The sequence below is a fragment of the Hydrogenispora ethanolica genome (genome assembly GCF_004340685.1).
Classification (GTDB): domain Bacteria; phylum Bacillota; class UBA4882; order UBA8346; family UBA8346; genus Hydrogenispora; species Hydrogenispora ethanolica.
The window spans coordinates 68425-81542 of the sequence record NZ_SLUN01000011.1 but is presented as its reverse complement, the minus strand read 5'-3'; the positions used below and the strand labels follow the sequence as shown (position 1 = coordinate 81542).

Below are 13118 nucleotides of genomic sequence, written 5' to 3'. Positions count from 1 at the left end.
AGACTCGGGCGGGCTGTCCCGGGTCCGCGAACGGTTTGCCCGGGAAGCGGAGGAGCCGCTCCTTTCAAGGGGCGAGCTCCTCCATGGCCAGGAACAACTTGCCCGGATGACGGAAGGAGGCGCCAGCGGTTCGTTTCAGATCCGTCAGGCCCGGTAAATAATCGACCGGTCGCCGGGAATGCGTTTCCGGACCGAGGTCCACCAGTTCTGGAGGAGCATTTGACCGTTTCAGATGGAATGCATACGCTCCTGTGCTGCATTCTTTCGGGAATTCGTATAAAATAGAATTTTTTGGTAATGAATTCTATAGAGGATGAAATAAATTTCTTCAGTACGACTTGCAATCATTCCCGACCAACTATTGAGCGACATATTTTTCTTGCCGAATCCGATGAAATGAATCCACTTCTTGCCTTCTTCCAGCCCTTTTCAAGGATGGAAAAGTTAATCCGGAAAATTGAATTCATCTCCCATCGTAAAGAGGAGTTTGCCGATGCGTAAAGAAATAGGACGGGGATTGATGATGGCATGGGCCATCTTTTTTTGGCTCGCTCCCGCCGCCGCCGCTCCGGATCTGTCCGACGTGGCCCGCGGTGTGCTTCGGCTCGTCTGTTTCGCCCCGAGGAGCACGTTCTCCGGTTCCGGTTTTGCCATCGGTAAAACGTCAAGGATTCGTTATGTGGTCACCAACTACCATGTGGTATCGTCCGCCCCGGACCGGGTCATGGTCTGTTGTTCCGGGTCCAAAATGGTCCGAACCAAAGTCATCGGCGCGTATCCGAGCATCGATCTGGCGCTGCTGGAATTGGAACAGCCGCTGGCGGGGATCCAGCCGCTGACGCTTTCTTCCCGTTCCCGGGTCAAATTGGGCCAGAAAGTATTCGCCATGGGCTACCCGGAAGCGGCCGACGAACTGAGTGGGGGCATGGCCTTTAGCCGCCCCGAGGATGTCACCGTCACCGACGGCATTATCAGCCGGATCACGCAACGTGACGGCGTCCGCTATTATCAGACCAACGCCGACATCAACCATGGCAATTCGGGCGGCCCTTTGGTCATGGAGAGCGGCGAGGTGATCGGGATCAATGCGCTGTCCATGGGCGACCTGAAGGCGCAGGGGATCAACGGCGCCATTCAAGTGGACGAACTGCTGCCGGAACTTGTCAAGTTGGGGATCCCCTTCCGGACCGACGTTCTCTTGCCTGCCCGGGGAAGGAACGTGCCGGCGATTGCCGACGCCGCCCCAAACCGGCAATGGGGCGGCGCTGGGCCGGTCTTTTTTGGAGTCGCCGGCCTGTTGGTGTTGGTTCTGCTGAGCGGGTTATTCTGGTTATGGCGGGATGGCAGGAGAAAACGCCAAGTTGCCGCGGCCGCGCCTGAACAGACCCGGCTCTTGAGAGTGGCGGTCCATCCTATCCTCCGGGCCTGCGGCGGAAGCCGGTCCGGGCAGGCCATGAGCTTGATGCCGGGTGAGTGGATACTGCTCGGCCGGGACCCGGGCCTCTGCCAGTTGGTCTTTCCCGCGAAGGATGCGGAGATCAGTCGCAAGCATTGCCGGGTCGGATATGATGCGGAGACGGACCGTTTCCGACTGGTGGATTGCGGCTCGGCCAACGGAACCTTCCTGGCCTCGGGCGAGCGGCTCATTCCGGAGCGCGAGTATGTCTTGCGGGCCGGGGAACGATTTTACCTGAGCAAAGAAGATTACGGATTTATCGTGGAGATCGGAGCAAGGAGATGAGGCGGGCCGGCGCTGGCCCGCCCATGCATGATCCCGTCGGGAAAGGCAACAATACCTTTCGTTCAATCACGGGGCCTTCGCAAAGACGTGAGGACCCGGCAATTTAATCAAAGGAGTTTAACAATGGCAGAGATAACATTCGAGATTGTCGAGCATTTGCTGATTTTATCCGAGAGTCCCCGCGGCTGGACCAAGGAAGTGAATATTGTGAGCTGGAACGGGCGCCAGCCTAAATTGGACATTCGTGAGTGGGATGAGTCCCACGAGAAGATGGGCAAAGGCGTCACCTTGAACAAAGAAGAACTGCTCAAAATCAAAGAACTGCTGGATGAGATGGATCTCGACGCGCTGGAGATCGGCTAAAAATATTTTCCCGCCAAACAGCCTTGTTACGGACTCAGAACCGGCAAGGCTGTTTTTTTGTGGCAGGATTTTCAAAGAGGATGCTGAATAATGTAGTTCAAGTCCGGTACGTTCCAGTCCATGGATGGGGCTTTGTTGATCCTTTTCAAGGCAATACGGAGGCATTCCGGCGATTTCCTCTCGCAAAGTTCGCGCCGGTTCCTATGGACGGGCAGGAGCGGACGGGCGAGGGAAAATGCGAAAAAATCGGTTAAGTCAGGATTTTAATCTTCTAGACGCCTCAATTTCAGGGGTATATAATAGTATGAATAACTATATTTTCATCGGAAAACACGGAAAGAGACGAGGAGCTGCAATAAACCCGGTTAAAAAACCGGAAGAGCCACAGCGATTGCTTTGGAGCCAGTGAGAAAGTTTTTGAAAGCTTTTTAACTTGAGGATTTCTGATTTGTATGACTTTATCGTATGGCTTGCTAAATCTTCGTCCAACACGATAGTATGGGAGGTATTCCATGAGATGTCCTTTTTGTGCCGCTCCCGACAGCAAGGTGATTGATTCCCGGGCATCCGAGGAAGGCAATACCATTCGTCGCCGCCGGGAATGTCTGGTCTGCTTAAAACGGTTCACGACCTATGAACGGATCGAAGAAACGCAGCTGATCGTGATTAAAAAAGACGGTCGGCGTGAGCCGTTCAGCCGTTCCAAGATCTTAAACGGCCTGGTCAAAGCCTGTGAGAAGCGGCCTGTACCCTATGCCGCCCTGGAGAAACTGGTCGACCGGGTGGAGCGGGAGCTCCGGAACCGGATGGATCAGGAGATACCGAGTTCGGCGGTAGGCGAACTATTGATGGAAGGCTTGAAAGACATCGATGAAGTGGCCTATGTCCGGTTTGCATCGGTATACCGGCAATTCAAGGATTTAGCCATCTTCATGCAGGAACTCCAGGACATGCTGGGAACGAGAACCAAGAAAGAAGGAGAAGAGTAAATGGCTATCAACCATGCTGAGATTGGCGACGATGAAAAAAAAGATTTTCTAAAAGTGGTTGAGTTTATCAACCACAACAACGACAAAATATTTCGTTCCATTCGCAAGCGGGACGGCCGGATCGTCGAGTTCAACCCGACCAAGATCGCGGCGGCCATCTTCAAGGCGGCAAAAGCGGTTGGCGGCGAGGACCGGCAGTTGGCCGAGGAACTGGCCGGTGTGGTTATGCAATATCTCCATAAGCAACTGGGAACCGGCATCCCCACGGTCGAAGAAGTCCAGGACGCCGTGGAAAAGGCGTTGATCGAGACCGGGCATGCCAAGACCGCCAAGGCCTATATCCTGTACCGGGATCGCCGCACGCGGCTCCGTGATTCCAAATCGGAGCTGATGGACGTGGTGGAAGAGATTCTGGTTGAAACCAACCGGGAGAATGCCAATATCAGCAACTCACCCTCCGCCAAGATGTTGCAGATCGCCTCGGCGGCCAGTAAAAAATATTACTTATCCCGCATGATCCCCGATGACATGGCGCAGGCGCATACCGAAGGGGATTTTCATATTCACGATCTGGACTTTTACGGCAAGACGCTTACTTGTGTCCAGATCCCGCTGGGAAAACTATTGACCAACGGCTTCAATAACGGGCATGGCTTCATTCGGCCGCCCAAACGCCCCGGCTCTGCGGCGGCTCTGGCCGCCATCATCTTGCAGAGCTCGCAGAATGACATGCATGGCGGACAATCCTTCGCGTTTTTCGATCGCGACATGGCCCAATTCATGGCAGGCGCCGCTGAAGAGGACGTCTATCAAGCCATGGAAGCTCTGATCTATAACTTGAATTCCATGCACAGCCGCGCCGGGGCTCAGGTGCCTTTCTCCAGCGTCAACCTGGGTTGCGACACCACGCCGGCGGGCCGGATGGTGACCAAATGCCTGCTGCTGGCCTATGAGAAGGGCTTGGGCCACGGCGAATCGCCGATCTTCCCGAATATTATTTTCCGGTTGCGGAAAGGGATTAACTTCGATCCGGACGATCCCAATTACGACCTCTTCCAATTGGCGATGCGGGTGTCGGCGCAACGGCTCAATCCCACTTTTGCTTTCATGGATTCGTCCTTTAACGCCCCCTATGGCAGCGAGGTCGCATATATGGGCTGCCGGACCCGGGTCATGGCCAACCGCCATGGCGAAGCGGTCAGCGACGGCCGGGGCAACCTTTCCTTTACTACCATCAATCTGCCGCGGATCGCCATCCGCTCCGGCGGCGATTTGGAGATTTTTTATACGGAATTGGAGCGGCTCATGGTTTTGGCCGCCCGCCAGTTATACCATCGTTACCGGATCCAATCCAAGCTGAAAGTGCGAGATATGCCTTTCCTGATGGGACAAGGGCTGTATCTGGATTCCGAGAAGTTAGGGCCGAACGATCCCATCGGACCGGTGATTAAACATGGCACGCTCTCCATCGGTTTTATCGGCCTGGCCGAAGCGCTCACCAGCCTGACCGGGAGTCATCATGGCCAGAGCCCCGATTCGCAACGGCTGGGCCTGGAGATTGTCAGTTTCATGCGGAAACTGATCGATGGCTTCTCCGAGGAGTATGACTTGAATTATACCTTGCTGGCAACGCCGGCCGAAGGATTGTCCGGCCGCTTTGTCAATTTGGACCGCAAACGTTTCGGAGTGATCTCCGGAGTCACCGATAAGGAGTATTATACCAACAGCTTCCATGTTCCGGTCCAGTATGAGATCGCCTCTTATGAAAAGATCGGGATTGAGGGCCCGTACCATCAACTGACGAATGCCGGGCACATCAGCTACGTCGAGATGGAATCCCCGCCCATCGACAATCTGGAGGCCTACGAGCGCCTGATCCGTCATATGGCCCTCTCCAATATGGGTTACGCCGCCATCAACTTCCCGGTCGATGAATGCACCGCCTGTTTTCACCGGGGAGTCTTTGCCGGGGATTGTCCGGTTTGCGGCTCCTCCGCCATTCGGAGAATCCGCCGGATCACCGGTTATCTCTCGACCATCGACCGCTTTAATGACGCCAAACAAGCCGAATTGCGCGACCGGAGCAACCATTGGCTATGAATAACTCGTCGGTAATGGATACCATCCGGGTCCGCATTGCCGGCGTGGCTCCGGAAAGCGTCGTCGATGGGTCGGGACTGCGTTGCGCCGTTTTTTTCCAAGGTTGCCGGCAGGCGTGTCCGGGTTGTCACAACCCGGACACCTGGGACCCGGAAGGCGGGGAAGAGTTGAGCCTGACGGAACTGGTGGGGCGTTTACGGCTCAACCCGCTGTTGGCCGGGGTCACCTTCAGCGGCGGAGAGCCATTTTTACAGGCACCCGCTGCCGCGGTGCTGGCCGGCTTTTTGAAAGGGCTGGGACTGAATCTTTGGGTATATACCGGGTTCACCTGGGAGTATCTGCGGAGCCGCCAGAGCGAACCTGGCTATCAAGAACTGCTGAATTTGGCCGATATATTGGTAGACGGCCCTTTCCGCTTGGCGGAAAAGGATCCGAACTTGACATTTCGGGGTTCTTCCAATCAACGTTTGATCCGGGTTCCGGAGTCATTGGCCGCCGGAACGATTGTGCTCTGGGAGCCCCAGCGGGTTGTGATTCGATGAGCTGGCAAAGGGACGAATTGAACGGCATTGAGTTCTACCGCAATTCCGAGTTGAACGGGGTGGGGCTGATCCAAGCGGTGACGACCCGCCGGGCCGGAAACATGGCCTTGCATACCGGGGATGATCCCCGGGCGGTATTGCGGCGGCGATCGGCGTTCCTGGAAGGGTTCGGCTTTTCATTGGATGATTTAGTCTGCGCCGACCAAGTTCATGGCTCGAGGGTTCACGTTGTCGAACGGGCTCAAGCCGGGGCCGGGGCGCGTGAAACGCATACCGCCATTTCCGCTACGGACGGACTGGTAACCCGGGAACCTGGACTGCTGCTGGCGATCTTTTCCGCCGATTGTTATCCGGTTTTTTTATATGATCCCAAAACTCCAGCGGTCGGACTGGTTCACGCCGGATGGCGCGGCACCTTGGCGGGGATCGCCCGCAATGCCGTCATCGCCATGGAACGGGCCTTTGGTACCGTACCGGGCGATTGCCGGGCCGTTCTGGGGCCAGCGATTTGTGACCGTTGCTTTATCGTCGGTTCCGAGGTCGCCGATACTTTTGCGATGGAACACGCTGACGCGGTGCGAGCGGAGAACGGACAATACCGGGTTGATTTGGCGGAAGTCAATTCCCGTTTTTTGGAAGAGGCGGGAATCGACCGGCAACGGATCGAAAGGCCGGAATTCTGTACGGTTTGCCATTCGGACCGGTTTTTTTCATTTCGTGCCGAATCAGGAAGCGGCGGCCGGTTGATGAGCGTCATCGGTCTAAAACCGGTCGAGTCGGCGTGAACCGCCGGGAGAACCGCAGCCAACCGGGACGGCGTTCGCAAAAAGTAATGCGAAAATGAGGAACGAACTTTGGCGAAGTCGGAATATGCTGACACTAAAAAGATCTTGACCCATCAGCGGTTTCGGCGCCGATCACCGATTCCCGGAATGCTCAAGGTCATTGTCAGAATAATATTAATTATTCTTCTGTTTGAAGTGGTCCGCAATGTTGTGAGCGGTATGATAACACATCCGGTGGTCGCGCGGTGGGGAACGATTGAAAAGGGCTTTTGGACTGAGGCGCTTTTTTTGCGTAACGAGACGATCTACACCGCCCCCGCGGCCGGCAAGCTGACCGTGACCGGCGTCAGCGGGACGATGGTTCCCGAAGGAGAGGTCATCGCCACGCTCGACAATGGGCGGGAAGGCTCGGTTCCCAAACACGCCCTTCAATCCGTTGCGCAATACAAAACGCTAAAACGGGAACTGGAAGTGTTGACCCAAGATCTGAACCGGGTGGCCCGGGAGCTCAAAGACAAACAGACTATCCTGAGCAAGCTCATTCAGCGGAATCAGAACGCATTCGCGATTAAAGAAGATTTAAACAATCTGGAGCAGGAAAAAGAGCGGATTTTACGAAATATCAATCAAACCGATCAAGCAATCCAAAATTTAAATTCGCAGGCCATGGACCAGAATAATGATTCGGTCATTACCGCCGTGAAGCCGGGTTATCTGTTTTATCAGTACGACGATTGGGAGAACCAACTGACTCCCAAAGACTTCCCGCGGATCACGGAAGAGGATCTTAAACGAAACTTTCGCCTGCATCGCGCGGCGCTTAACGTTGAAAGCGGAACATTTGTCGCCAAGATTGTCGATCCCTTCAACCAGCGGATCGTGGTGCGAGTGAATGCGCAAGAGGTTGGGAATCCAACTCCGCGAACGGTCTGGAGGATTAAGATGGGGGAAGTGCAGACCAAAGCGGTAATCTCCGAAGTCGCCCCGCCGCAACCTGGCGGCAAAGATGTACTGGTGGCGCTGGAAGACCCGGGCATCGGTCAGAGCATCTTGCCGGAGAGACGCTGCAGGATCTTCCTGGTATACCGCCGCAACTCGGGAATTGTTGTCCCCGTGCAAGCGTTAAATAAAAAAAAGGGGGTTACCTTCGTTAAATTAATGAAAGGAGACGGCTATCAAGAAAAAACGGTTCGGGTAATTGAAAACGATGGCGAACGGGCCATTATCGAAGGGATCCAATTTGGAGACACCATCATTTCACGATAGGAGGCCATCCCTTGAAAAAAATATTCGTCTTGGATACCAGCATTCTACTGCATGATCCTCAGGCTTTCAATGCGTTTCAAGACAATGATATCGTGATACCGCTCGCCGTGGTCGAGGAGATTGACGGCCAAAAAAAACGCCAGGATGAAGTCGGACGGAACGCCCGACGCGTTTCCGCCTTTTTGGATAGATTGCGAGAGAATGGGCATTTAGACACGGGAGTCCCGTTGGGTGAAGGACGGGGCACAATCCGGGTGGAGCTTAACCACCAGTTGATCGAAATGCTCCCGCCGGCGTTGGATCGGACCAAAACCGATAATCGAATCATCGCCGTGGCTCTGGCTTTGAAACAGAGTTCCGAAAATCCAGTCGTTTTAATTTCCAAAGATATCAATATGCGGATTAAAGCGGATGCCGTCGGCATCGCGGCCGCCGATTACGAAACGGATAAGATCGAGATTGAGGATGTTTATACCGGTATCCGTTCTTTGAAAGTGCCGCCGGAACAGATTGACCGGTTTTATGCCGGTGGAGAATTAACTTTGGAGATTGAAGGAATCTACCCGAATCAAATGATTATTTTGGAGGATTCGTTCGGCTCTTCCAAATCGGCCCTCGCCCGCCATCTGAGCGGCGGCCGGATGGTTCCGCTCCGTTTCGGCCAGCAAGAGACCTTTGGCTTGAAGGCCCGGAACAAGGAGCAAAAATATGCTTTGGAATTGTTGCTCGATGACGAAGTCCGTTTGGTTACTTTGATTGGAAGGGCGGGCACGGGGAAAACGCTGCTTGCTTTGGCCGCCGGCCTGCAAAAAGTCGTTGAGGAGTCCAAATACCGGCGTTTGGCCGTTTCCAGGCCGGTCATTCCCATGGGAAGCGACCTCGGATTTTTGCCGGGCGACGTGAATGAGAAACTACGGCCGTGGATGCAGCCGATCTATGATAATTTGGAATTCTTATTCAACAATCGGGATCGGAATGAAAAAATTGATCAACTTGTGAACAGCATGAAGGATTTGAATCTTTTGGAGATGGAGGCGCTCACCTATATCCGGGGCAGGAGCATTCCCAACCAGTTCTTGCTGGTGGATGAAGCGCAAAATCTGTCTCCCCATGAGATCCGGACCGTTATCACCCGGGTCGGCGAAGGCACCAAGATCGTTCTGACCGGGGATCCCTATCAGATTGACCATCCGTATCTGGACTCGAACAGCAATGGCCTGACATTTGTGGTTGAACGGTTCAAAAACGAAAAGATTGCCGGACACATCACGCTGACCAAGGGAGAACGTTCCGACTTGGCCGAGCTGGGTGCAAAATTATTGGGGTGATACCAAATGTCGATCGCGGATAACTGGCTCGCTGTAAAGCAACGGGTTGCCGAGAGCGCGGCCCGGGCTGGTCGCGATCCTTCGACCGTGACCATTATTGCGGTGACCAAGTATGTGACCGCCGAACAAATGAATGAGGCGCTACGGGCCGGAGTAACCGATGTGGGAGAAAACCGAGTGCAGGATGCACTCGGAAAATTCCCGGCGCTTGAAGGAAAAGTGGTCAAGCATTTAATCGGTTCATTGCAGACCAATAAGGTGAAACCGGTCATCACGGAGTTTGATCTGATCCATTCGGTGGATCGTAGCGAGTTAGTGGCGGAGTTGCAGAAACAAGCCGCAAAACTCCAACGAAAGGTCAGCTTTTTAATTCAGTTGAATATTTCCGGAGAAATTACAAAGCATGGTTTGCCGCCCCAAGGACTCCCCGAACTGCTGCAGCGGATCCAAGACTGTCCGAATTTAATTCCTTGCGGTTTGATGACCATGGCGCCTTTCTCGGATAACCCGGAGACGGCGCGTCCGGTCTTTCGGGAGTTGACTGATATTTATAAAGAAGCTGCTGTCCGGTATCATCTCGGCGAAACTTGGCGTTATCTTTCCATGGGGATGAGTCAGGATTTTGAAGTAGCGGTGGAAGAGGGAGCAAATTTTATAAGGGTTGGAACCGCGATTTTTAAGTAGTGAGGTGTAGATCCATGGCAAAATGGGATCAAGAAGAGGACAAGTACAACCCACATACCAAGAAAGGTCTTTTCGAAAAGTTTTTGAATACGTTTGGATTTGAGGCTGAAGATATCGTTGAGGAACCCGAGACAGCCGCCACGGTCGAGCCGCGGCCGGTACGCCGCGATTCCCGGGAACGCGGCAAGTTGGTTTCTCTCAACAATCCCAGCAGTAATAACGCCAACAACAGCAATAATAATTCTGCCGGAACCCAGGCTAAACCGGTCCGGTTGGTGATCGTCGAACCTACTTCATTTGAAGAAGTTCAAGCGCTGGTTGACCATTTAAAGAATAAGCGGGCGGTCATTATCAATCTGGAGGAGACTGAAAAAGTCTTGGCGCGGCGTATCGCCGATTTTATGGGTGGAGCAATTTATGCCTTGGAAGGAACCATGCAACGCGTCAGCGGTTCAATTTTTCTTTTTTCGCCGCAGCATATTGAGGTATCCGTTCCTCCGAAATCGGAGTGGCGCGACAAAGAAAAGGATTGGCCGGCTGGACCCGGCGGTGGAGCGGGGACTACTTACCGTAACGATCGGGAAAGGTAGATGGTTATGTTTAAATTAGGTGTGATTGGCGGCGGGGCGATGGGAGCGGCCCTGATCGGCGGCGTAATCCGGAATGGTTTGATTAGCGCCGATAAAATCGGTCTGGTGGAGGTTGACCAACCGCGAGGCCAGGCTCTGCAAAGCAATTTAGGGATTCAACTGTTCTCTTCGGTGGCAAGTATGGCTGCGGAATGCCAGACCATTATCTTGGCGATCAAACCGATTCAACTTTTTGCGATCTTGACGGAATTAGGTACACAGCTCTGCGAGAAGCACCTGGTTATCTCCATCGCTGCCGGAGTGCCCCTGGCTGCGATGGAGAATTCGTTGCCTCAAGCCCGTATTGTGCGAGTGATGCCAAATACTCCGGCCCGGATCGGCAAAGGGGTTTCCGCCTATTGTCTTGGCCAGAGAGCATCCGGAACTGATGCGGAGAAGGTCGAAGCGATTTTTGGCTGTGTCGGTAAAGTGCTGCGTGTTTCGGAGGACAAATTGGATGCGGTGACTGCGGTCAGTGGCAGCGGTCCGGCGTATGTTTACTATTTTATCGATGCGTTGATTAATGCCGGTGTTTATCTGGGTTTACCCCGAAAAGACGCTGCGGTATTAGCCACCGAGACGGTGTTGGGGGCGGCTGAATTATTAAAAAATAGTGGGGAGCATCCTCGCCAGTTAATGAATGAAGTGACTTCCCCGGGAGGAACGACTGCGGCTGCTCTTTTTGAATTCGAGAAGGCCGGATTCGCAGGACTCGTTATGCAAGCGGCGATCGCCGCGGCGGAACGCTCCAGGGAGATCGGTAAAGGCATACGGTGAGCAATGGTGGATCCTACAAACGAAGAAAAACTGTTATTGACTCAGATTACGGAGTTGGCGGAGCGTAGCCTCCATGAACAGCAACCTTTGTGGACGGATTTTTTGGATCCGTCCCAACTGGAACAGGTTAAAGCTGTTCTGGCTTGGAATAACGGAGTCCGGTTTCGGGTTTTTGGCGGTTATTCCAAAGCGGAGCGGCAACGGTTGGTCGTTTACCCCGATTATTATATCGCGGAAGCGATCGAACCGGCGCTGGGCTATTTGCAAATTGTATCGAATAGCCCGGAGGAACTGACGCACCGTGATTTCCTGGGTTCTATATTGGCGCTGGGTCTTAAGCGAGAGAAGATTGGGGATTTGCTGGTGACCGGATCCGTTTGTCAAGTTATTTTGGTTCCGGAATTGGTTCCTTTCATCCTGTCCCACCTTGAGCGCGTCGGAAATAGCCGGGTCAAGACGGCCGAAATTGAACCCGAACAGCTCAATCTGCCCGATATTCGAGAGAAAGAGATTCGAACCACGGTGGCTTCTTTGCGATTGGACGCTCTTGCCGCGTTGGGCTTTGGAGAGTCTCGAACCAAAATGGCCCGTGAGATTCGGGCGGAACGCCTTAAAGTAAATTGGAAGCCGGTAAAAAACCCTGACCAGTTAGTCAGCCCGGGGGATGTTATTTCCATGCGCGGTCGGGGACGGGTTGTATTTCGCGAGCAAACCGGGACGTCCAAGAAGGGCCGCCTGGGCGTGGTTTTGGTTCGCCAGTTATAGACGGGAACGACATTCTGAATGTAAGCTTTGAAAAAACTTTCAAGGAGTGATGATGATGTTAACCCCGGTTGAATTGGAAACGGTCATCTTCCGGCGCGGCATGCGTGGTTACAAGGTGCGCGAAGTGCAAAGCTTTATGAGCCAGATCTCGACCGACTACGAGTTTCTGTATCGGGAAAACAATGAACTGAAGGCAAAACTGGATGAAGTCCAGACCAAGTTGGAGCAGTATGTACAAAAAGAAGAAACCCTAAGAAATGCTTTGGTCCTGGCACAGGAGACTGCGGAAGAACAGATTGGTTCCGCTAAGTTAAAAGCGGATATCATTGTCAAAGAAGCCCAGTTTCAAGCGGAACAGATGAAGGGACGAGTCAAGGATGACATTCAACTTGAGATTCAGAAACTGACTTGGCTCAAGTCGCAAGTGGATTTATTTAAGTGTCAGTTTAAAAGCTTTTTAAATACCCTGTTGACAACGGCCGAACAAGAACTGGATTTGAACATTGTATGGGAGCATTTGCAACGGAATCCTTATCAAAAGTCCGGAGTCGAGCCCGCTGTCAAAGAGGCTGCAGCGACTGCGGAAGAAGCGCCTGAAACCGGCGTTCCTCAATCATCGAACCAATCCTAAGCCGAATATCAGGGCCAACAGTATCGCGACTGTTTCGCAGACCAAACCAGTAAGCAGGATGTGCCGGCTATCTTTGACAGGGATCGCGCCCAGATATAGCGAGTAAATATAGAATGTCGTTTCGCTGCTGCCTTGGATCATCGAGGCGGTCAGCCCAAGCTTTGAATCGGGACCGTATTTACTTAAAAGATCAGCGGTAATCCCGAGCGCCGCCGATCCCGAGAGCGGTTTAAGTAAGCCGAGAGTCAATAAATCGGGGTGGATCCCACATAATTGCAATAAAGGTTTAAAGGCTGCGATGAAGAGGTTCAGCGCGCCGGAGGAGCGGAAAATACCCACGGCAACGAAGATCGCCAGAATATAGGGGGTCAGTTTAACAGTGATCTTAAGACCTTCTAATGCTCCTTGAATGAAGACTTCGTAGACTGCCACCTTTTTCCGGAGCGCGGCACCGAAGATTGCCAACAGTAAAATGGGAATAGCCCATTGCGATAAGGTCGAAAAAAGCTGATACATCC

The 13118-nt window shown here is 53.3% G+C and carries 14 protein-coding genes; 13 read left to right on the top strand and 1 reads right to left on the bottom strand.

Annotation, left to right across the window (positions count from 1 at the left end):
• The first annotated feature begins 493 nt into the window (after nucleotides 1-493).
• The 13 genes from EDC14_RS10635 to EDC14_RS10575 all read left to right on the top strand — a co-directional run bounded on the left by EDC14_RS10635 (nucleotide 494) and on the right by EDC14_RS10575 (nucleotide 12600).
• Nucleotides 494-1741, top strand: a complete 1248-nt coding sequence (locus EDC14_RS10635) for a trypsin-like peptidase domain-containing protein (RefSeq protein WP_132014270.1) — start codon at nucleotides 494-496, stop codon at nucleotides 1739-1741.
• Between the two features lie 123 nt (nucleotides 1742-1864).
• Complete coding sequence (locus EDC14_RS10630) at nucleotides 1865-2104, top strand: YdbC family protein (protein WP_132014269.1); 240 nt, start codon at nucleotides 1865-1867, stop codon at nucleotides 2102-2104.
• A gap of 512 nt (nucleotides 2105-2616) precedes the next feature.
• Nucleotides 2617-3093 (top strand): transcriptional regulator NrdR, encoded by a 477-nt coding sequence (gene nrdR, locus EDC14_RS10625; RefSeq protein WP_132014268.1) that lies wholly within the window; start codon nucleotides 2617-2619, stop codon nucleotides 3091-3093.
• Between the two features lie 87 nt (nucleotides 3094-3180).
• The gene (gene nrdD / locus EDC14_RS10620; protein WP_132014327.1) at nucleotides 3181-5193 is read left to right on the top strand and encodes an anaerobic ribonucleoside-triphosphate reductase; all 2013 of its coding nucleotides are present in this window, start codon (nucleotides 3181-3183) and stop codon (nucleotides 5191-5193) included.
• Nucleotides 5190-5735 (top strand): anaerobic ribonucleoside-triphosphate reductase activating protein, encoded by a 546-nt coding sequence (gene nrdG / locus EDC14_RS10615; RefSeq protein ID WP_243662897.1) that lies wholly within the window; start codon nucleotides 5190-5192, stop codon nucleotides 5733-5735. The genes nrdD and nrdG overlap by 4 nt, the downstream gene beginning before the upstream one ends.
• A complete protein-coding gene (pgeF, locus tag EDC14_RS10610) occupies nucleotides 5732-6520 on the top strand; it encodes a peptidoglycan editing factor PgeF (protein WP_132014267.1) in 789 nt (262 codons plus the stop codon). The genes nrdG and pgeF overlap by 4 nt, the downstream gene beginning before the upstream one ends.
• Nucleotides 6521-6808: 288 nt before the next feature.
• Nucleotides 6809-7786: a biotin/lipoyl attachment domain-containing protein gene (locus tag EDC14_RS10605; RefSeq protein WP_132014266.1), complete on the top strand. Its 978-nt coding sequence runs from the start codon at nucleotides 6809-6811 to the stop codon at nucleotides 7784-7786.
• An 11-nt stretch (nucleotides 7787-7797) separates the two neighbouring features.
• Nucleotides 7798-9114: a PhoH family protein gene (locus EDC14_RS10600; RefSeq protein ID WP_132014265.1), complete on the top strand. Its 1317-nt coding sequence runs from the start codon at nucleotides 7798-7800 to the stop codon at nucleotides 9112-9114.
• A gap of 6 nt (nucleotides 9115-9120) precedes the next feature.
• A complete protein-coding gene (locus EDC14_RS10595) occupies nucleotides 9121-9798 on the top strand; it encodes a YggS family pyridoxal phosphate-dependent enzyme (RefSeq protein WP_132014264.1) in 678 nt (225 codons plus the stop codon).
• Nucleotides 9799-9812: 14 nt separating this feature from the next.
• Nucleotides 9813-10388, top strand: coding sequence for a cell division protein SepF (locus EDC14_RS10590; RefSeq protein WP_132014263.1), 576 nt, complete (start codon nucleotides 9813-9815; stop codon nucleotides 10386-10388).
• A 6-nt stretch (nucleotides 10389-10394) separates the two neighbouring features.
• On the top strand, nucleotides 10395-11204 hold the full coding sequence (gene proC, locus EDC14_RS10585) for a pyrroline-5-carboxylate reductase (protein WP_165907937.1): 810 nt from the start codon (nucleotides 10395-10397) through the stop codon (nucleotides 11202-11204).
• 6 nt (nucleotides 11205-11210) lie between these two features.
• Complete coding sequence (locus tag EDC14_RS10580; RefSeq protein ID WP_207930733.1) at nucleotides 11211-11969, top strand: YlmH family RNA-binding protein; 759 nt, start codon at nucleotides 11211-11213, stop codon at nucleotides 11967-11969.
• A gap of 55 nt (nucleotides 11970-12024) precedes the next feature.
• On the top strand, nucleotides 12025-12600 hold the full coding sequence (locus tag EDC14_RS10575) for a DivIVA domain-containing protein (RefSeq protein WP_207930732.1): 576 nt from the start codon (nucleotides 12025-12027) through the stop codon (nucleotides 12598-12600).
• Here EDC14_RS10575 and EDC14_RS10570 read toward each other — a convergent pair.
• A complete protein-coding gene (locus EDC14_RS10570; RefSeq protein ID WP_132014259.1) occupies nucleotides 12583-13116 on the bottom strand; it encodes a nucleoside recognition domain-containing protein in 534 nt (177 codons plus the stop codon). The two genes, EDC14_RS10575 and EDC14_RS10570, sit on opposite strands and share 18 nt — an antisense overlap.
• Nucleotides 13117-13118: the final 2 nt, after the last annotated feature.

What these genes read in the sequence shown, in the direction of transcription:
- proC (WP_165907937.1), top strand. Translation starts at nt 10,395, where the DNA reads ATGTTTAAATTAGGTGTGATTGGCGGCGGGGCGATGGGAGCGGCCCTG.
- EDC14_RS10570 (WP_132014259.1), bottom strand. Translation starts at nt 13,116, where the DNA reads ATGTATCAGCTTTTTTCGACCTTATCGCAATGGGCTATTCCCATTTTA.
- pgeF (WP_132014267.1), top strand. Translation starts at nt 5,732, where the DNA reads ATGAGCTGGCAAAGGGACGAATTGAACGGCATTGAGTTCTACCGCAAT.
- EDC14_RS10595 (WP_132014264.1), top strand. Translation starts at nt 9,121, where the DNA reads ATGTCGATCGCGGATAACTGGCTCGCTGTAAAGCAACGGGTTGCCGAG.
- nrdR (WP_132014268.1), top strand. Translation starts at nt 2,617, where the DNA reads ATGAGATGTCCTTTTTGTGCCGCTCCCGACAGCAAGGTGATTGATTCC.
- EDC14_RS10630 (WP_132014269.1), top strand. Translation starts at nt 1,865, where the DNA reads ATGGCAGAGATAACATTCGAGATTGTCGAGCATTTGCTGATTTTATCC.
- EDC14_RS10575 (WP_207930732.1), top strand. Translation starts at nt 12,025, where the DNA reads ATGTTAACCCCGGTTGAATTGGAAACGGTCATCTTCCGGCGCGGCATG.
- EDC14_RS10635 (WP_132014270.1), top strand. Translation starts at nt 494, where the DNA reads ATGCGTAAAGAAATAGGACGGGGATTGATGATGGCATGGGCCATCTTT.
- nrdG (WP_243662897.1), top strand. Translation starts at nt 5,190, where the DNA reads ATGAATAACTCGTCGGTAATGGATACCATCCGGGTCCGCATTGCCGGC.
- EDC14_RS10590 (WP_132014263.1), top strand. Translation starts at nt 9,813, where the DNA reads ATGGCAAAATGGGATCAAGAAGAGGACAAGTACAACCCACATACCAAG.